The following is a 17,661-nucleotide window of genomic DNA, read 5'->3' as shown; positions in this document are numbered from 1 at the left end:
GCGAAAAGCCGATCTAACTTAGGCTGACCTAAGTAAAGCCTGGGGTCTCTTGGACCCGGGCATCGACGGTTACTGCGGCGCGAGGAAGAAGCATGGCAAAGCGAGGAATACAGGGGGCCGTGTTGCGCGGTCTGGGAGCGCGCGACTACGAGGTGACCGTGACCGCGACCGAGCTTCTCGCGCCACGGTTCTTGCGGGTCCACTTCACAACACCCACGCTCCTTGACGAGATTGAGATCGCGCCCACCTCGTGGCTGCGCTTTTGGTTTCCCGACCCCGACGATGGCGATATTGAGTACCAACGTGGGTATACGATCAGCACCGCCGATCCCGAGGCAGGCACCTTCACCGCAGACTTTGTCTTGCACGATCCGGCTGGCCCGGCCTCGCTCTGGGCGCTCACTGCCGAGCCCGGCATGACCCTCACCGTCACCCCGCTCGGGTCGACGAAGTTTGAACTCCCTGAGCAGTTGCCCGAGGGGTACCTGCTCGTGGGCGACTCGGCCTCGATGCCTGGAATCAGTCAGATTCTCGCCACGATTCCCGCTGAGGTTCCGGTCGAGTTGTACCTCGAAGAGCACCACCCTGACGACCGCCTTATTCCGCTGCACTCGCACCCGAGGCTCAGTGTGCACTGGGTGCACCGAGACTCGCCTGAATCAATGGCCGAGGCAATCGAGGCGCGTGACTGGTCGAACTGGTCATCGTGGGCGGCCCACGAATCAGGATCACTCAAGCGACTGCGCACGCGGCTTCGTGACGACTTTGGCTTCCCGAAGAGCGAGAGCTATCAGATCGCGTACTGGATTGAGGGTCGCGCGATGGGTAAGAAGCGCGAAGCGGTGAGCGTTGCCGACCTCATGTCGCAGGTTGAGCAGGCGGCTCCGGCTGAGACGACCGCCGCTGCCGTCGCGAGTGAGGCGGCTGTGCCCGATGCCACCGCAACCGAGGCCACCGTGGCCGCGCCGAGTGGGGCGGCCCCAGAACCTGCAGCTCCCGCGCAGCGCGGCACCTGGCGAGCGAATGCGGCCGGCACCCTGCTGGCGCCGCTCAAGCCTATCTTCATCGTGGCCGGGGTCGTGCAGGGCATTGTCACGGTGCTGCAGCTCGCCCCGTACTTCTTGCTTGTTGAAGTCGCGAGACTGCTCATCTCTGATGCAGAGGCGCAGCGGCTCTGGACGCTCGGCATCTGGGCGGCCGCGCTCATGGCTGCGGGTGCCCTGCTAGCCTCGGCGCTGCTCCTGTGGTTGCACGCCGTCGATGCGCGCTTTGAGCGAGACCTGCGTGCCCGGTTGCTCGGCAAACTTGGGCGGCTGCCGCTCGGCTGGTTCGAGCACCGTACCGCGGGCCAGGTGAAGCAACTCGTGCAAGATGACACCCTCGCCCTGCACTACCTCGTCACGCACGCGGTGCCCGACGCCGTTGCTGCTGTCGTGGCTCCCGTCGCAGTACTCGGCTACCTCTTTGTGGTCGATTGGCGGGTAGCCCTCGTGCTCTTTATCCCGGTGCTCGTCTACATCGTTTCGATGTACATCATGATCATGCAGTCGGGTGAAAAGACGAGCCAGGCGTCGAAGTGGGCTGAGCGCATGAATAGCGAAGCGGGCGGCTATCTCGAGGGGCAGCCCGTGATTCGAATCTTTGGCGGATCGGCCGCATCAACCTACAGGGCACGCCTCAGCGAGTACATTGCTTTTTTGAACGACTGGCAACGCCCGTTCATCGCCCAGAAGACGGTCATGGATCTCGCGACAAGGCCCGGCACCTTTGTGCTCATCATCGTGCTCATGGGTACGGCCCTCGTGACCGCCGGATCGATGCAACCCGTGAACTTACTCCCGTTCCTGCTCCTTGGCACGACCTTCGGTGGTCGCCTCATCGGTATCGGTTTCGGGTTGTCGGGGCTTCGATCGGGGCTGCTCGCCGCACGGCGGCTGCAGGTCGCCCTCGACGAACCAGAGCTCGAGACCGCTTCAGGCATGATGGCCCCTGCGACGCAGGACTCTGAGCAAGACCGCCCTGACGATACCGGGCGCGTGTGCTTTGAGCGGGTGATGTTCGAATACCGCGCCGGCGTTCCGGTCCTGCGCGATATTTCGCTGACGCTCGAACCGGGAACGATCACGGCACTCGTTGGCCCGTCTGGCTCTGGCAAGTCGACGCTCGCGTCACTGCTCGCGAGGTTCTATGACGTGAGTGCCGGCAGCATTACGATCGCAGGCAGCGACCTCAGATCGATGCAGCCAGACGAGCTCTACCGGCTCGTGAGTTTCGTGTTTCAAGACAGCCAGCTTGTGCAGGGCACGGTGGCCGAGAATATTGCGCTTGCCCGGCCGGAGGCCTCGCGCGAAGAGATTATTCGTGTGGCAAAGGCAGCACAGATCCACGACAGAATCGAACGAATGCCAAACGGGTACGACACGCTTATCGGGGCGAGTGCCGCGCTCTCTGGCGGTGAGAAGCAGCGGCTCACGATCGCGAGGGCGTTGCTCGCTGACACCCCGGTCGTCGTGCTCGATGAGGCGACCGCCTTTGCCGACCCAGAGTCTGAATACCTCGTGCAGCAGGCTCTCAGCCGGCTCACCATGGGGCGCACGGTGCTCGTGATCGCGCACCGGTTGCACACCATCACCGAGGCCGACCAGATTGTCGTGCTTTCGAAAGGGAGCATTGCCGAGGCGGGTAGCCACGAGGCGCTCTTGTCGCGTGAGGGAGTCTATGCGGCCCTCTGGCGGGCAGGGCAAAGCTCACCAACGACCGAGCCCGCTGCAAACCCGGAGGCCGCACGATGATTCGCACTTTTCTCTCGCTTGTTCCCGCGGACTTGCGCCGCACCGTTCGGGTGCACACGGCGCTCACCGTGGTGAGCGTCATCGCCCGCGCGTTGGGTGCGGTGCTTCTCGTCCCGCTCGTCGCGGCGCTTTTCTCGGCCGAGCCGGCGAAGGCTTGGCCGTGGGTAGGGGCGCTTGCGGCGGTCACCCTCCTTGGGTGGCTCATTGACTGGACTGTCGCGAAGCTCGGCTTTGCGATTGTCTTCGCCCTGCTCGAAACGGGCCAGCAGCAGCTCGCTGACCGACTCACTCGGGTGAAGCTTGGCTGGCTGAATCACGAGAACACTGCAAGGTCGCGTCAGGCAATCGCGGCGACGGGTCCCGACATGGTCGGGCTTGTCACCTACCTCATCACCCCTCTCGTGAGCTCGGTCCTGCTCCCCGTCGTCATTGGCATTGCACTGCTGCCCATTTCGATGGTGACCGGCGTTGTGGCGCTTGCGCTTGTTCCCGTCTTGTTTGGCACCTTCTGGCTCGCCGGCCGGCTCACCCGTGCGGCCGACCGCGAGGCCGCGGCTGCGAACAGCGCCTTTACTGAGCGGCTCGTCGAGTTTGCGCGCACGCAGCAGGCGCTCAGGGCTTCGAGGCGGGTCGCTCCGGGGCAGAGTCATGCGGGCGAAGCGCTTGAAGCGCAGCATCGCTCGATGACCAAGCTCATTCTCATGCAGATTCCCGGCGAGATTCTTTTCAGCATCGCAAGCCAGATCGCCCTCATCGCGCTCGCCGCGACCGTGGTATGGCAAACCATTTCGGGCAACCTGCAGGTGCCTGAGGCAATCGCCTTGATTGTCGTGATCGTGCGCTATCTCGAGCCATTTACCGCGCTCGCTGAGCTCAGCGGAGCGCTCGAAGGGGCCAGCGGAATGCTCAGAGACATTCGCGCGGTACTCGAAGCGCCGACCGTGCAACACGGCGAGAGTGAGGCGCCCGCTGCCGGTTCCGTCGAGATCGCCTTTCACGATGTGAGCTTTGCCTACGATGCCGCAACCCCCGTGCTTGATGGGTTCAGTGTTCGTCTCGAGCCGGGCTCAACCACTGCGATCGTGGGGCCTTCTGGCTCTGGCAAGAGTACCGTGCTCGGGCTGCTTGCAGGCCTGTACGAACCCACGGCTGGAACGATCAGGGTGAACGAGACCCCGCTCGACGCGCTCACGGGCGACGCGCGCGAGCGCCTCGTGAGCATGGTGTTTCAGGAGCCCTACCTCTTCGACGGAACGCTTGCCGCAAACGTCGCCGTGGGCAACCCATCTGCGAGCGACGAAGAACTCGGCCTAGCGCTCTCGCTTGCAAGGCTCACCGAGGTCACGAACGCTCACCCTGATGGCGTTGCGCTTGCCGTTGGCGAAGGCGGATCGCGGCTTTCCGGCGGCGAACGCCAACGCGTATCAATCGCCCGTGCCCTGGCGAAGCCCGCCCCCATCCTGCTCATTGACGAGGCCACGAGCGCGCTCGATACCGAGAACGAGGCCGCGGTTGCCGAGGCGCTCACGGGTGACGACACCCCGCGCACCAGAGTGATCGTTGCGCACCGCCTCGCGAGTATTCGCGCGGCCGATCGTGTGCTCTTTCTCGAGGGCGGTCGCATTGTCGAAGACGGCAGCATTGAGGCGCTCATCGAGGCCGACGGCAGGTTTGCAGAATTCTGGCGCAGGCAGATGAGTGCGTCTGATTGGCGGGTCGGTTCGCAAACCGACGTCTAGAAGTTCTCGCCTTGCTGCTCTTGCCAATCCGGGGTAGAGAAATGCTGCTTGAGGTGGTTAGCTTGCTTTTAAGTGAACAAAAGCGTTTAGCGAAGGAAGTGCATGTCGGTAGAAATCGCCGAACGGCTGTCTAGCCTGGCCACAAAGATTGAGCAACAGCGTGCTTCCATCGAGACTGAAGAAGCCACAAAAAATGCCTTTGTGATGCCGTTTATCTCGCTCGTACTCGGGTACGACGTATTCGACCCGAATGAGGTTGTTCCTGAGTTTACCGCTGATGTTGGCACGAAAAAGGGTGAGAAAGTTGACTACGCAATTGTTAAAGACGGCGATGTTCAGCTGCTCATTGAATGCAAACATATTGGTGCACCGCTCAATATCAAGCACGCGTCTCAACTCTTCAGGTACTTCGCGGTTGCTAACGCAAGAATCGCAGTTTTAACGAACGGTGATGAATATCAGTTTTTCACCGATCTTGATGCCCCAAACAAGATGGACGAAAAGCCCTTTTTGGTCATCACGATCTCTGATCTCGACCAGTCTCTCATTCCAGAGTTGCGAAAGCTGACGAAGGAAGCCTTTGACCTTGACTCAATTATCAGTGCCGCTGAAGAATTGAAGTTTGTTGGTGAACTGAAGCGCGTGCTTGCGGCACAGTTCGCGACCCCCGACACTGAATGGGTGAAATTCCTGACCGCTCGTGTCTACGAAGGAGCATTTACTCAACGTGTGCGTGAGCAATTCACTGGCCTCGTTGAAAAGGCAATGAAACAGTTCTTAAACGACCGGGTGAATGATCGCCTTAAGGCCGCGCTCGGTGGGCAAGCGATATTGGCTGACGACCAGTCGGTTTCTTCGTCTGAAGCGAGCGAGCATGTTGCCGAGGCCTCTGTCGAAAACGTCTCTGAGAAAGATGGTATTGAAACCACTCTTGAAGAACTTGAGGGGTACCAAATCGTTCGTGCAATCGCGTGTAGCGAAGTCGCCCCATCCCGAATCGCTCACCGAGACACCAAATCATATTTCGGCATTCTGCTGGATGACAACAACCGCAGGCCGCTAGCGCGACTCTGGTTTAACACTGCTCAGAAATATATTGGGCTGTTTGACGAGCAGAAAAACGAGACGCGACATCCCATTGAAGCCCTGGAAGAGATTTACCAGTTTGCCGATCAGATCAGGGCAACAGTGCACTTTTACGAGTAGGCCGCATGCCGCATTGCGAGTGAAGTCGTGGGAGAATTATTCCTATGAAGAAGAACACTGTGGCGCTTGCCCTCGCGGCAACCGCCTCGATTTCGCTGCTGACGGGCTGCGCCCCAGAACCCACGACGGGAACGGTTTCGGTGCAGCTGCGTGCGCTCTCGAAAGACCTCGGGCTTGACGAGGTGATCGTTACGATTGTGGGGCCCGATGACAAGAAGCTGCACGCCGAAACGCTCACCGAGGGTGTTTCGATGAGCTTCGAAGACGTTCCCTTTGGGTGGATCACGATTGATGCGGCGGGTGTCTGCTCAGTGGGCGGCGAACTCTCGGCCGAGTCGTTGACGCTTGGTCTTGTGGTCGACGGTAAGCACTGCGAGGTCACGAACTAGGGCATCGACCGGGTCTCCCAGGCTGAAGCTTGGGTTGCTTGCAGCGGGTCCTGGCGCTGTAGTACCCTTGGTTTGAGATACCCCCAGGGGTATTCCGAATGAAGGAATCTGCCTTCACGGGGAGCGAAGGGAAGTGCGATCATGGCGACACGAAACATTGGCCAACATGATTTTGCTGAGGTTGTTCAAGCTGAGGGCATGGTGCTCGTTGACTTCTGGGCGGCCTGGTGTGGCCCCTGCCGCGCTTTCGGCCCGACCTTCGAGAAGGCCTCTGAAGCCAATCCCGACATTGTCTTCGCCAAGGTCGACACCGAAGCGGAGCAGGAGCTTTCTGCGGGGCTGAACATCACGTCGATTCCGACGCTCATGCTCTTTCGTGACGGCATTCTGCTGTACTCGCAGGCCGGAGCACTTCCTCCCGCGCAGCTCGATGAGCTCATTGAGGGCGCGAAGAAGCTCGACATGGACGACGTGCGCAGGCAGATCGCTGAGGCTGAGCAGAAGGCTGCTGAGAAAGCTGAGTGACGCGTCGCGCTAGCGTTTTGCGAAACGTGGCGCCAACCCGAAGGCCATCCAGAGCCCGACTGCGTCGAGCACGATGCCGCCGCTGAAGAGCCAGACGGCGGTGTCGGGGTGCGAAAAGGCAAGGCTCATGACCCAGAAGCCGCCAAAGACCAGCACGCTCGACATGATAAAGAGCAGTACTGATGCGATGCTTGCTCGCGGCTGTTCGGGGGTTGCGAATGACGCTGAGTGGGTACGGCTCTCGGGGACTTTGGGGTTGTCTGACTGAGGCGACATGATGATCCTTGCGTTAATGATTGATGCACAAACTATTCATGCGTTACGTAATGGTACATTATTTCTGAGATGGGAGATAATTGAGCAATGAGCACCAGCGATCCACTGTCCCTAGAACGACAGGTTTGCTTTGCGCTCACGGTCGCCTCGCGCAGCATCGTTGCGGCCTACAAGCCGGTGCTCGATCCGCTCGGCATCACGCACCCGCAGTATCTTGTGATGCTCGCGCTGTGGGGCAACGAGCCGCAGGCACTGTCTGACCTGGGGGTTGAGCTCAAGCAAGACCCCTCGACGCTTTCACCAATCATTAAGCGGCTCGAAGCCCAGGGGCTCGTTACCCGTCAACGAAGCGCCGCTGATGAACGCAAGCTTGAGATCACCCTGACGAAGCAGGGCCGCGATCTCCGTTCACAGGCGCAGAGCGTGCCGATTGCGATGGCCGAGCGACTCGGCATGAGCCCTGAGAAGCTACAGCAATTGCACGCCTCAATGATCGAGCTCACCGAGGCGAGCCATCGTTCGCTTACCGGTGACGAGGGCGGCACACACTAAGCAACCCTCGCTAAGCTGGCACGGCAGCCGTTTCAGCAGGAGGAACCATCGTGACGCTCACGCCCACCGCTACCGAGCACGCAGCCGCACGCGGCGCGCTCGAGACGATCTTTGGGTACCCAGATTTTCGCGGATCGCAGGAGTCGATCGTCGGTCACGTCATCGCTGGCGGTGACGCTGTCGTCCTCATGCCAACGGGTGGCGGTAAATCGCTGTGCTATCAAATTCCCTCACTCGTCAGGGAGGGCACCGGTATCGTGCTCTCTCCGCTCGTCGCGCTCATGCATGACCAGGTCATCGCCCTGCGGCAGGTAGGCGTGCGTGCAGCTGCACTGAACTCGGCTATGTCGTTGGAAGAGCGTGAGGCGGTCGAAGAGGCCTATCTCGCGGGGCAGCTCGAGGTACTCTACCTCGCTCCCGAGCGTCTCGGCAGCGGGAACACGATTGACTTTCTTTCTCGGGGTCGTATCGCCCTGTTTGCGATCGACGAGGCTCACTGTGTGTCGCAGTGGGGCCACGACTTTCGCCCCGATTACCTTCGCCTGGGGGAGCTCGCAGAGCGCTGGCCAGACGTTCCGCGCATTGCCCTCACGGCAACCGCGACGCCCGCGACCCACGCCGAGATTACCGAACGCCTTCACCTCGAGGGCGCCGAGCACTTTGTCTCAAGCTTTGACCGCGAGAACATTCGGTACCGCATTGTTCCTAAGGTGAATGCTCGGGCACAGCTCATTTCGTTTATCCAGCGTGAGCACTCCGGCGAAGCTGGAGTCGTGTACGCGCTCAGCCGCAAGCGCGTCGAACAGACAACCGCGGCGCTTCGCGACGCTGGCATCGATGCGGTGGCATACCATGCGGGGCTTCCAGCAGAGCAGCGCATGAGTGCGCAGCAACGGTTCTTGAGCGAAGACGGCGTTGTCGTCGTGGCGACGATCGCCTTCGGCATGGGCATCGATAAGCCTGATGTTCGCTTCGTCGCTCACATCGATCTGCCGAAGTCGGTCGAGGGCTACTACCAGGAGACCGGGCGTGCTGGGCGAGACGGTCTGCCGTCTGAAGCCTGGATGGCCTACGGGCTCGCCGACGTGGTGCAGCAACGGCAGTTCATCGAGTCAGGCGATGGCGACGCGCAGACGAAACGCAACCAGGGCCAGCATCTTGATCACATGCTCGCGCTCTGTGAGAGCGTGACCTGCCGACGTCAGTACCTCCTGCAATACTTCGGAGAGCAGAACGTTCCTGACGCGTGCGGCAACTGTGACGTTTGCCTCGATCCGCCCAAGCTCTGGGACGCGACGATTCCATCGCAAATGCTGCTCTCAACGGTCATTCGTACTCAGCAGGAGCGAGGTAGACAGTACGCCGCCGGTCAGCACATTGATGTTCTGCGGGGGGTTAGCTCTCAGCGGGTTACCGAGATGCGTCTCGATGAGCTCTCGACCTGGAACATTGGTGCAGAGTGGTCGCAGGCTCAGTGGCGGGGCGTCGTGCGGCACCTCGTTGCTGTTGGGCTGCTCGAAGCCCAGGGCGAGTGGGGCGTTCTCTGGCCGAGCGAGGCCGCGAAGCCCGTGCTCCGCGGTGAGCAAGCAGTGATGATGCGTGAAGAGGTTATTTCGCGCGCAGAGAAGAGCGTGTCTCGAAGCTCCGGTTCGGTCAAACGCTCGGCAGCGGCGAAAGACCTCGATGAAGACCAACTCGCGATCTTCGAACGGTTGCGAGAATGGCGAGCCGTCGTCGCCAAGGAACAACAGGTACCAGGGTATGTGGTGTTCAATGACGCGACGCTCTCCGCGCTCGCGCTGCACCAACCCGAGAACGACGAACAGCTACTCGCGATCTCGGGCATCGGCGAGGTCAAGCTCGAGCGCTACGGTGCCCAGGTGCTTGAGGTGCTCGCCCAGGAGTAACCCTCGCTAGGCTGCCCCTGACACGAGCGGAAGCTGATCAACCCTTGCACCGTTGCGCAACAGATAGGCTGCCGGGCCACCAAACTCGTCGACGAGATCGAGTGCATCTTCGATCGCCCAGGCGGGGCTTTCGAGATGCAACTGCTCGGTCTCAGCTCTGCTTTTTCCTTCGAGATCAAGCGTGGTGATCATGCGTGCGACCGCGGCAGCACGTTCGGTGCGCACCTCGGCGCTTGAGAGCGCGTAGTCGGCGACGATCTCGTCACGAGCGTCGCCGAGGAGCGCGCGTAGAATCGCAACGACCAGGCCCGTGCGGTCTTTGCCGGCAGTGCACTGCACCACCGTCACGCCAGGATGCTCAAGCACGCTGACGACCGCCTCGGTGATACGCGTACCTCGGTTGACGATGAGGTCTCGGTAGACCCCCTCGAGCGTTCCTTCGCCGGGGAGCTCGCCTTGATAGAGCCCGATTTCACGCACAGGGATGGTATGCGATTTGGGGCCGCGCTCGCTTGGCTCACGCAGGTCGATTGCCAGGCTGACACCGCGGGCTTTGAGGGTCATCTCACCTCGTGCAGTGAGGCCGTCGAGCGAAGCCGAACGCACGAGCCAGGGGTGTTCGGGCGAGCCGATACCACGCACGTTATAGGTACCCTCTGCATAGATCGTATTCATGGTGTGCACCTTTCTCATTCCTTCTCAGGGTGAGCGATGAACCTTTCGCGCGAGGGGCAAGGCAATGAAGCAGCGCTGTCGAACGCGTAAACCCCGCATGAACAAGGGGCTGAACATTCAGGTGGTGTTCGGGCTCAGCACAGCCCGAACAGAGCGGAAGAAGCGTGTGGCGCGCTAGACTCTCAGGGCAGAGGGGTCACGAAGATTACCCTCACGATGCATATCCCGTGAAAGGTCCGTGTGACGAACCCTACTTTTATTGATCTTGGCGTGCCCGAATCTATGGCAGCGGCGCTCGCCGCCGACGGCAAAACCGAGGCGTTCCCGATTCAGCGCGACACGCTGCCAGACACGCTAGCGGGGCGTGACGTTCTTGGCCGTGGGCGCACCGGCTCGGGCAAGACGATCGCGTTCGGCATTCCTCTTGTCGCTCGTCTCGCGGTCAACGCGGCCGAGCTTCGTCAGCCAAACCGCCCGAGGGGCCTCGTGCTTGCTCCCACCCGTGAACTCGTCACGCAGATCGCCGATACGATTTCGCTGCTCGCAAAGCCCGCTCGGGTACGCGTCACCACGATTTTTGGTGGAGTGTCGCAGCGCAGGCAAGAGGATGCTCTCGCGCAGGGCGTCGACATCGTCGTTGCCGCACCGGGCCGGCTTGACGACCTCATGAAGCAGGGCGTTCTGACCCTCGACGGCGTTGAAATCACCGTACTCGATGAGGCTGATCACATGGCCGATATGGGGTTCTTGCCCGTGGTCACGCGCATTTTGCAGAAGACCCCACGAGATGGCCAGAGACTTCTCTTCTCAGCAACGCTCGATAATGGTGTCGACAAGCTTGTAAAGCGTTTTCTCACCGACCCGGTCATGCACTCGGTCGATCCTGCCGAGTCGCCGGTCGCTCAGATGACCCACCACGTGTTCGACGTTGCCGGTAAAGACGAGAAAGAAGATCTCATCGAGGCGCTTGCCTCAGGAACCGGCAAACGTATTCTCTTCACCCGCATGAAGCACCAGGCAAAGCGCCTTGCTCAGAAGCTCACGAAGGCCGGTATTCCAGCGGTCGAACTGCAGGGCAATCTTTCGCAGAACGCACGCGAGCGAAACCTCAAGGAGTTTGCAACCGGCGAGGCGAAGGTGCTCGTGGCAACCGATGTCGCTGCTCGCGGCATTCACGTCGATGGCGTTGAGCTTGTCGTGCACATCGACCCGCCGGTCGAGCACAAGGCGTACCTGCACCGCTCAGGCCGCACGGCTCGTGCCGGTTCAGAGGGCGACGTGGTCACGATCTGCCTTCCTGAGCAGCGCAAAGAGATGGCGCAGCTCATGCGGGCTGCAAAGATTCAGGCCACACCCCGCAAAGTCACGCCTCAGGACCCCGAAGTCATCGAGCTCATCGGCGAGGTCGCCGAGCGGGTCGACCCTCGCGAGGTTGAGGCACGAAGGCAGAAAGCGATGGGCCAGAACGGTGCCGGCCAGGGCAAGTCACAGGGGGCGAATGCTCAGCGCAAGCGCCAGCGCCGTGGCGGTCAGGGTGCGGCCGGTGGCGGCCAGGGCGGTAACGGTAACAGTGGCGGCCAAAGCCGCGGCGGGCGTGGCGGTCAGGGACAGGGCGGCAACGGGCCTGCCAGCGGCCGGAATGGTAGCCGACCCCAGGGAGCACAGCGCCAGGGTAACCAGCGCCGCGGTTCGGGCCGCTAGCCCAAAACGCTGATGCCGAGGTGGCGCGCAAAGAGGTGCGCCATCTCGGTCGTTTGCAACGACGAAACCGTCACCCCTTTCATCGACTCGACGCCCTCAATGCCAGCAAAATCGAGCCCACGCAGGTCAACGTCACGCGAGGTTGCCCCGCGGAGGGAAAGCTTGTCGACCGTGACGCCTGAGAATGAGACCCTCGTGAGGGAGGCGTTGTCGAGCACGAGCTCTTCAATATGGCAATCGCGAATCGAGAGATCGTTGATCGTCGAAGAATGAAGGTTGAGCAAACCAAGCTTTGACCCCTCAATCGCAAGTTCTGAGATCTCGGCGTCAAACATCTCGACGACGCCGAGGCGTGAGCTATGTACCTCGCAGTTGCGCCAGGTCGTCGAGCGTGCGCTGAGCACGGGGGCGCTCAGCAGCTCGAAGCGGGTCTCGATACATCGCGCATAGCGAATATCGGTGTTGTGCGCGTTGCAGCGGAGAAACTCGCAGAGCTCAAACGTTGAGCCTGCGAGGTTGAACCCTTCAAGGTCACAGCCATCGAAGCGGAGCGCCTCGTAGCTTCCGCGGTCGTGCAACTCGCTCTCGGTACCTGATGCGAGGGTGTGCAGGTTGAGCGGTGTGAGTCGAGGGGCGATGGGGGCTTTGGTCATGGGAGCATCGTACGGGGTACCTCTGATACTTTTCTAGCGCACGGCACACCGTTTGCTGCTACTCGGTCTTGTCGTCAACACTGCCAGCGGGCAGAGAGCCCTCGAAGGTACAGTGGTACAGGTACATGAGTGGCGCTGGGCGCCCAGCCGTTCAAGGGGAGAGTGGGTCAACGTGAGCTATCCGGCAACACCAGACGATATTCAGCGGTTTAAAGACGCGTTCCGGTTGCACCCAGCGGGCGTCGCGCTCGTAGCGGGCAACACCGCTGAGGGTTTGGTCGGGCTGACGCTCTCGAGTATTGCTTCGGTCAGTGCTGATCCGCCAGTGCTCTCGTTCTCAGTGACGCGCTCGACGGGGAGTGCGGGAGGTATTCTTTCTGCCGGAACGTTCGTGGTGCACTTCTTGACCGACCAGCAAGCTCAGCTCGCGATGAACTTTGCACGCACGGGTTCACCAAGGTTCACCGAAGAACAGGGGTGGCAGACACTGCCGACCGGCGAGCCGTACCTGCCGAGCGCCTCAATGGCGCTTCGGTGCACGATTCGAGAAACCCTTCCCGTGGGCCCATCGGTGCTCATTCTGGCAAACGTGCTCGACACGTATCAGGGCGAGCCTGCGACACCGCTCGTCTACCGCGATCGCACGTTCTTCTCTGGTGGCGGCCTCGAAGCGCTGCCCGTCGAGTAGAAACGCTACAGGCGAAACGAATCGACAACCGCTTTCGCGGTGCGCACTTCGGTGAGCGCACCGATGCCCATCCCGGCGTTCACCGGGCTCTCTCGAATGACGCGCTCGGGAAAGCGCTTGGGCCACGGCAAACCGAGGGCGATATCGAATTCTCGAGTCACGTGAGTGTCGCCCTCGCCTGCCGCGAGCAGGGTGGCGCGGCTCTGGTCGTTTGTGAGCGACTCAGGGCATGCGGTGAATGCGGTGCCAACCCAGCCTCCTGCCGCGCCCAAACGTACCACCTCAGCGAGGTCGTCACGAGTTGAGATCGCACCAGCCGCGAGCACCGGGACCCGGCCCGCGACCGTCTCGAGCACCGAGGTGAGAAGGGCGTCACGCTCGTGCTCTGGCGCACCGTGACCGCCTGACTCGAGGCCACGTGCGATGACCGCGTCGATGCCGTTGAGAACAGCCTGCTCGGCCTCTGCAGCGTTGGCGACCTGGGTGACCGTCGCGATGCCAAGGTGATTGGCACGTGCGATCCACTCGGGCGCCGGTGCTTCGGCCGAAAAGTCGCCAAAGCTCACCGAGAGCAGCATGGGTCGTGCGTCGAGGGCAAGGTCGAGCATGGAGGGGTCCTGAGCGATGCCCCAGTCGACGAGTCCAATACCAAAACGGCCGTCGCCGCCAGCCTCACGATAGCGAGCGAGCTCACGGGTGAGCGCTTCGAATGAACCCGAGCTGCCCATGCCGAGGGTTCCCAGAGCGCCGGCCTGCGATACTGCCGCTGCGAGCTTGCCGCCAGCGACGCCTCCCATCGGGGCATTGATAAGGGGAACGTCTGCTCCGAGCCTTCGCCACCATGCGGCGTGCACATCAGCGTTCAATTGACGACTCCTTTACTCTTGGAGGGCTCCGAGGCGATCGCCGAGCTCTCTAACGAGGGCATCGAGACCTTGGTTGCGGCGCTCGAGCAGCATCGTGAGCTCGGAGATTGATGCATCAGAGGGGTGTCGTTCGACCTCGAGTGAGAGATCACGAATCTCATCGAGGTGGGCCGCAGCATCGGCACTGTGGAGCAGCAAGTCCTGGTGATCATCGCTCGAAGCCAGGAACGTCGTCCATGTGCCGAGCGCCGCAGAGAGCTTGCGGCGCTCGTGAAGCACCTCAACGCGCAGCGCGTGAAGGGCTGCGTCGAGATCAGCGGCCTCTGCATCGATGCGCAGGTGGTGCGCCACGATGTGGCCGCGGCTGATCTCGCTCTCATGCTCATCGGCAATGCCGTGCAGCAATTCGGTGAGGGCGAGCCGGGTCACCGGTGCCCACCGTCTGGCGTTTGACCGTGCAAGCACCTTGTCGATCACGAGTACCGTGAACAAGAAGGTGACAAAACCCGCGACAATACCGCCGACAATGACAAGCTCCTGCCAGAATGTCGTGCGAATGTCGAGCCACAGCACCACGACGATGAGGGCCGTCGCGAGCACGAGGGTAACGATTTCGAGTGCTCGGCGCTGAACCTGCTTCGGGTGCTGCACGGTCGTGCCTTTCTGCTACAGGAGTGAGGCGGCGGCCTCGTCGAGATACCAGGTGACGTTTGGGTGACGGCGCAGAACGCTGCCGGGCAGATCGACCGTCTCAGGGCCGTTCAAAGCGGCAGCAACAGCAGGGGCCTTCGCTTCACCGGTTGCGACAACGATCAGCTCGCACGCCTCGAGAATGGTGCCAAGACCCTGCGTGATCGCTTTGGTCGGTACCTGCGTGATGCTGTCAAAGAAGCGTGCGTTGTCGGCGATCGTCTCGGGCATGAGATCGATTTCACGAGTGCGTGAGTCGAAGGGAGAGCCTGGTTCGTTGAAGCCAAGATGGCCGTTGCGCCCAATGCCAAGAATCTGCAGGTCAATGCCACTGGCGGCCCGAATAGCCTCGTCATACTCGACCGCGTTGGCCGCGACATCGCCAAGGCCGCAGGGCACCCGAACGAGGTCGGGGTTGAGTCCAATAACCGCGGTGGCGTCGCGTGCGATGACGCTGTGATAGCTCTCGGGGTGCTGAATTTCAAGGCCACTGTACTCGTCGAGCGCGAAACAGGCGACGTGATCCATCGCGATGCCACGCTCCTGGGCTACGGCGGCCCAACCCTGGTACACGGGAATCGGTGACGACCCTGTTGCGAGACCGATAACAGGGTCAGGCTTGCCCTCGATGACGGCGACGATCTGCGCACCCGCAGATTTGCCGAGCTCGGCTAGCGACTGAAACACCTGAATGGTCACGGTGAACCTTTCTGATAGGGGAGTGCAGACGGTTCGTTCCTGCACGATCTTGCATTCCATAGCCTAGATGGATTTGGCTGGGAAGTGGCTCGTGCAACACCGGGTGCCGCTCGAAATGTGCACCCTCTCTGCAGTAAGTGTTTCCTTGCGTTTCAGGGCGGGGTGATAGTCTGACCGTGAATTCTTGTGACTCAAGTTCGGGGAGACTATGTCAAACACTACGATGAAGACCTCTCGTCGAGGCGCCTGGAAACGCCGCCTCGGGGCGATTGCGATCTTCTCGGTGGTGGCAACCACCATCGCCATCCCTCAGATTGAGACGCCCGCGCACGCTGCGAACGATGATCTCAACCTGCCCACGTGGGCCGATGTGCAGAAGGCAAAGAACGATACTTCTGCAGGGAAGAAGAAGATCACCGAAATTGAGGGCCTCATTAAAGAGGTCGAAAACCGCGTTGAAGCAGCGCGTATGCGTTCTGCCGATGCATCGCAGGTCGCCGTCGAGGCGCAGCAGGACTACGAGCGCGCCCATGCTCAGGCTGAGGAGCTCGAGAAGCAGGCTGCCGAAAGCCAAGCGAAGGCGCAGGAGGCCGCAGAGCAGGCTGCCGCGCTTGTCTCACAGATGTACCGCTCCGGCGGCATTGATCGTAACGTCGAGCTCTTTCTCGAAACCGACGGCGAAACCGCTGACGCGTTGCTTGACCGTCTTGCCATGATGTCGAAAGCCACCGAGCGAAACACCTCGATCTCGCAGGAAGCCGAGCACGCGATGAACAACGCGAAGCAGCTCGGTGAGCAGGCTGAAGATGCTCAACAGGAGCGAGAGCGCCTGCACGAAGTCGCCGAGAAAGAAGCGAATGAAGCAGCGCAAGCTGTTGAGGTCGAGCGCCAGAACCTGTCCAAGCAAGAAGAGCAAGAGAAGGTCTTGAAGGCGCAGCTTGAGGCCCTGAAAGACACCGAGACTACAACCGTCGATGGCTACCAGGAACGCCTGCGGGTTGAAGAAGAGCGTCGTCGTGCAGCCGAAGAAGCGGCACGAAAAGCCGCTGAAGAGGCACGCCGCGCGGCTCAAGAAGCAGCGCGAAAGGCCGCAGAGCAGGCTGCCCAGAATGGCGGCGGCGGCGGTGGAGGCGGCGGCGGCGGTGGAGGCGGCGGCGGTGGTGGAGGCGGCGGCGGTGGTGGCGGCAACACTGGCGGTGGCGGCGGCGGTGGCAACACCGGTGGTGGCAACACCGGCGGTGGCGGCGGTAACGTCGGCAGCAGCGGCTGGGTGCACCCACTTGGTGGGGCCGGTTACCGAGTCTCGACCGAGTGGATGGGCTACTACGGCCACACCGGCATCGACCTCGCAACTCCGGCATGGACGCCTATTTATGCCGCGTCGAGCGGAACCGTGGTGCTCTCGGGCTGGTGGTATGGCTGCGGTAACGCGGTGCGCATCTCGCACGGCAATGTCACAACGAGCTATTGCCACATGGTGCAGTCACCCTCGGTCTGGGTTGGCCAGAGCGTGGGCGCAGGTCAGATCGTTGGCTACGTTGGCACGACAGGCAACTCGACCGGTAACCACCTGCACTACGAAACGATGGTCAACGGCATCTACACCAACCCGCGTTACTTCATGAGCGATCGCGGAATCTGGTTCTAGTAGCGCCCCTGGCGGCGGCTAACACCCGAGACATACACACAGCGCCCCGGTTCACGGAGAACCGGGGCGCTGTGTTTTTCGAAGGCATGCCGTGCGCATGAGCGCCGGTTGCCCGAAGGCAACGCTTGTTACGCCGTCTTGGCGCGTTCGATCGCCTCAAGAATGAGCTGCTCTGCGTCAGCCGCAGTGCCCCAAGCGTCGACCTTGACCCATTTGCCGGGCTCGAGGTCTTTGTAACGCTCGAAGAAGTGCTCGATCTCTTTGCGCGTGTACTCGGGAATATCGTTCACATCTTGAATGTGGGTCCAGCGAGGATCTTTGTGCTGCACGGCGATGACCTTGTCGTCGCCTCCAGCTTCGTCGCTCATGCGCAGCACACCTACGGGGCGCACCTTGATGCCAACGCCGGGAAAGACCGGGTAGTCGAGCAGCACGAGAACGTCGAGCGGATCGCCGTCTTCGCCCAGGCTGTTCTCGAAGAAGCCGTAGTCTGCTGGGTAAACGAATCCGGTGTACAGAACGCGGTCAAGGTACACGCGCCCGGTCTCGTGGTCGATCTCGTACTTGTTGCGGCTTCCCTTAGGAATCTCTACTACCGCATCGAATTCAGCCATGCTGGCTCCTCTCGAATCGTGAACAAACACCATAAGAGTAG

At 61.4% G+C, this 17,661-nt stretch carries 17 protein-coding genes; 10 read left to right on the top strand and 7 right to left on the bottom strand.

What is annotated here, in order from left to right:
* Positions 1-92 precede the first annotated feature (92 nt).
* The 5 genes from JSO19_RS02870 (at position 93) to trxA (ending at position 6,651) form a co-directional block, all read left to right on the top strand.
* Positions 93-2,792 (top strand): ABC transporter ATP-binding protein/permease, encoded by a 2,700-nt coding sequence (locus JSO19_RS02870; RefSeq protein WP_270909603.1) that lies wholly within the window; start codon positions 93-95, stop codon positions 2,790-2,792.
* Positions 2,789-4,531, top strand: a complete 1,743-nt coding sequence (locus tag JSO19_RS02865) for an ABC transporter ATP-binding protein (RefSeq protein ID WP_270909601.1) — start codon at positions 2,789-2,791, stop codon at positions 4,529-4,531. The genes JSO19_RS02870 and JSO19_RS02865 overlap by 4 nt, the downstream gene beginning before the upstream one ends.
* 102 nt (positions 4,532-4,633) lie before the next feature.
* On the top strand, positions 4,634-5,737 hold the full coding sequence (locus JSO19_RS02860) for a type I restriction endonuclease (RefSeq protein ID WP_270909600.1): 1,104 nt from the start codon (positions 4,634-4,636) through the stop codon (positions 5,735-5,737).
* Between the two features lie 44 nt (positions 5,738-5,781).
* Complete coding sequence (locus JSO19_RS02855; protein ID WP_270909599.1) at positions 5,782-6,126, top strand: hypothetical protein; 345 nt, start codon at positions 5,782-5,784, stop codon at positions 6,124-6,126.
* Between the two features lie 141 nt (positions 6,127-6,267).
* The gene (gene trxA, locus JSO19_RS02850) at positions 6,268-6,651 is read left to right on the top strand and encodes a thioredoxin (protein ID WP_270909598.1); all 384 of its coding nucleotides are present in this window, start codon (positions 6,268-6,270) and stop codon (positions 6,649-6,651) included.
* 9 nt (positions 6,652-6,660) lie between these two features.
* On the opposite strand, the gene JSO19_RS02845 is transcribed toward trxA, so the two are convergent.
* Positions 6,661-6,927 carry a hypothetical protein gene (locus tag JSO19_RS02845; RefSeq protein WP_270909597.1) on the bottom strand — a complete coding sequence of 89 codons (267 nt, stop codon included), beginning with the start codon at positions 6,925-6,927 and terminating at the stop codon, positions 6,661-6,663.
* Between the two features lie 87 nt (positions 6,928-7,014).
* Here JSO19_RS02845 and JSO19_RS02840 point away from each other — a divergent pair, with 87 nt between their 5' ends.
* Together JSO19_RS02840 and recQ are read left to right on the top strand one after the other, a co-directional pair.
* Positions 7,015-7,479, top strand: a complete 465-nt coding sequence (locus JSO19_RS02840; RefSeq protein WP_270909596.1) for a MarR family winged helix-turn-helix transcriptional regulator — start codon at positions 7,015-7,017, stop codon at positions 7,477-7,479.
* A 50-nt stretch (positions 7,480-7,529) separates the two neighbouring features.
* Positions 7,530-9,386 carry a DNA helicase RecQ gene (gene recQ / locus JSO19_RS02835; protein WP_270909595.1) on the top strand — a complete coding sequence of 619 codons (1,857 nt, stop codon included), beginning with the start codon at positions 7,530-7,532 and terminating at the stop codon, positions 9,384-9,386.
* A 6-nt stretch (positions 9,387-9,392) separates the two neighbouring features.
* On the opposite strand, the gene JSO19_RS02830 is transcribed toward recQ, so the two are convergent.
* Positions 9,393-10,061 (bottom strand): tyrosine-protein phosphatase, encoded by a 669-nt coding sequence (locus JSO19_RS02830; protein WP_270909594.1) that lies wholly within the window; start codon positions 10,059-10,061, stop codon positions 9,393-9,395.
* A gap of 240 nt (positions 10,062-10,301) precedes the next feature.
* Here JSO19_RS02830 and JSO19_RS02825 point away from each other — a divergent pair, with 240 nt between their 5' ends.
* A complete protein-coding gene (locus JSO19_RS02825) occupies positions 10,302-11,762 on the top strand; it encodes a DEAD/DEAH box helicase (protein ID WP_333734899.1) in 1,461 nt (486 codons plus the stop codon).
* Here the strand turns inward: JSO19_RS02825 and JSO19_RS02820 are convergent.
* Positions 11,759-12,415 (bottom strand): pentapeptide repeat-containing protein, encoded by a 657-nt coding sequence (locus tag JSO19_RS02820; RefSeq protein WP_270909593.1) that lies wholly within the window; start codon positions 12,413-12,415, stop codon positions 11,759-11,761. The genes JSO19_RS02825 and JSO19_RS02820 overlap by 4 nt on opposite strands.
* A 172-nt stretch (positions 12,416-12,587) precedes the next feature.
* On the opposite strand from JSO19_RS02820, the gene JSO19_RS02815 reads away from it, so the two are divergent.
* Complete coding sequence (locus tag JSO19_RS02815) at positions 12,588-13,103, top strand: flavin reductase family protein (protein WP_270909592.1); 516 nt, start codon at positions 12,588-12,590, stop codon at positions 13,101-13,103.
* 5 nt (positions 13,104-13,108) lie between these two features.
* On the opposite strand, the gene JSO19_RS02810 is transcribed toward JSO19_RS02815, so the two are convergent.
* From JSO19_RS02810 to JSO19_RS02800, 3 genes are read right to left on the bottom strand one after another with little or no spacing between them, the layout of a single operon-like run.
* A complete protein-coding gene (locus tag JSO19_RS02810; RefSeq protein ID WP_270909591.1) occupies positions 13,109-13,969 on the bottom strand; it encodes an NAD(P)H-dependent flavin oxidoreductase in 861 nt (286 codons plus the stop codon).
* Between the two features lie 12 nt (positions 13,970-13,981).
* Positions 13,982-14,620: a hypothetical protein gene (locus JSO19_RS02805; RefSeq protein ID WP_270909590.1), complete on the bottom strand. Its 639-nt coding sequence runs from the start codon at positions 14,618-14,620 to the stop codon at positions 13,982-13,984.
* A gap of 15 nt (positions 14,621-14,635) precedes the next feature.
* Entirely contained in the window at positions 14,636-15,358 is a 723-nt protein-coding gene (locus JSO19_RS02800) for a glucosamine-6-phosphate deaminase (RefSeq protein WP_270909589.1), read from the bottom strand.
* A 208-nt stretch (positions 15,359-15,566) separates the two neighbouring features.
* Between JSO19_RS02800 and JSO19_RS02795 the strand changes: the two genes are divergently transcribed.
* Complete coding sequence (locus JSO19_RS02795) at positions 15,567-17,006, top strand: M23 family metallopeptidase (protein ID WP_270909588.1); 1,440 nt, start codon at positions 15,567-15,569, stop codon at positions 17,004-17,006.
* A gap of 128 nt (positions 17,007-17,134) precedes the next feature.
* Here JSO19_RS02795 and ppa read toward each other — a convergent pair whose 3' ends face one another.
* Positions 17,135-17,620, bottom strand: coding sequence for an inorganic diphosphatase (gene ppa, locus JSO19_RS02790; RefSeq protein ID WP_217136481.1), 486 nt, complete (start codon positions 17,618-17,620; stop codon positions 17,135-17,137).
* Between the last annotated feature and the right edge of the window lie 41 nt (positions 17,621-17,661).

The organism is Leucobacter sp. UCMA 4100 (assembly GCF_027853335.1).
Classification (GTDB): Bacteria; Actinomycetota; Actinomycetes; order Actinomycetales; family Microbacteriaceae; genus Leucobacter_A.
Note: the sequence above shows the minus strand (reverse complement) of the source record. Positions and strands in the feature narration are given on the sequence as shown.

What these genes read in the sequence shown, in the direction of transcription:
- JSO19_RS02870 (WP_270909603.1), top strand. Translation starts at nt 93, where the DNA reads ATGGCAAAGCGAGGAATACAGGGGGCCGTGTTGCGCGGTCTGGGAGCG.
- JSO19_RS02865 (WP_270909601.1), top strand. Translation starts at nt 2,789, where the DNA reads ATGATTCGCACTTTTCTCTCGCTTGTTCCCGCGGACTTGCGCCGCACC.
- JSO19_RS02860 (WP_270909600.1), top strand. Translation starts at nt 4,634, where the DNA reads ATGTCGGTAGAAATCGCCGAACGGCTGTCTAGCCTGGCCACAAAGATT.
- JSO19_RS02855 (WP_270909599.1), top strand. Translation starts at nt 5,782, where the DNA reads ATGAAGAAGAACACTGTGGCGCTTGCCCTCGCGGCAACCGCCTCGATT.
- trxA (WP_270909598.1), top strand. Translation starts at nt 6,268, where the DNA reads ATGGCGACACGAAACATTGGCCAACATGATTTTGCTGAGGTTGTTCAA.
- JSO19_RS02845 (WP_270909597.1), bottom strand. Translation starts at nt 6,927, where the DNA reads ATGTCGCCTCAGTCAGACAACCCCAAAGTCCCCGAGAGCCGTACCCAC.
- JSO19_RS02840 (WP_270909596.1), top strand. Translation starts at nt 7,015, where the DNA reads ATGAGCACCAGCGATCCACTGTCCCTAGAACGACAGGTTTGCTTTGCG.
- JSO19_RS02830 (WP_270909594.1), bottom strand. Translation starts at nt 10,061, where the DNA reads ATGAATACGATCTATGCAGAGGGTACCTATAACGTGCGTGGTATCGGC.
- JSO19_RS02820 (WP_270909593.1), bottom strand. Translation starts at nt 12,415, where the DNA reads ATGACCAAAGCCCCCATCGCCCCTCGACTCACACCGCTCAACCTGCAC.
- JSO19_RS02795 (WP_270909588.1), top strand. Translation starts at nt 15,567, where the DNA reads ATGTCAAACACTACGATGAAGACCTCTCGTCGAGGCGCCTGGAAACGC.
- ppa (WP_217136481.1), bottom strand. Translation starts at nt 17,620, where the DNA reads ATGGCTGAATTCGATGCGGTAGTAGAGATTCCTAAGGGAAGCCGCAAC.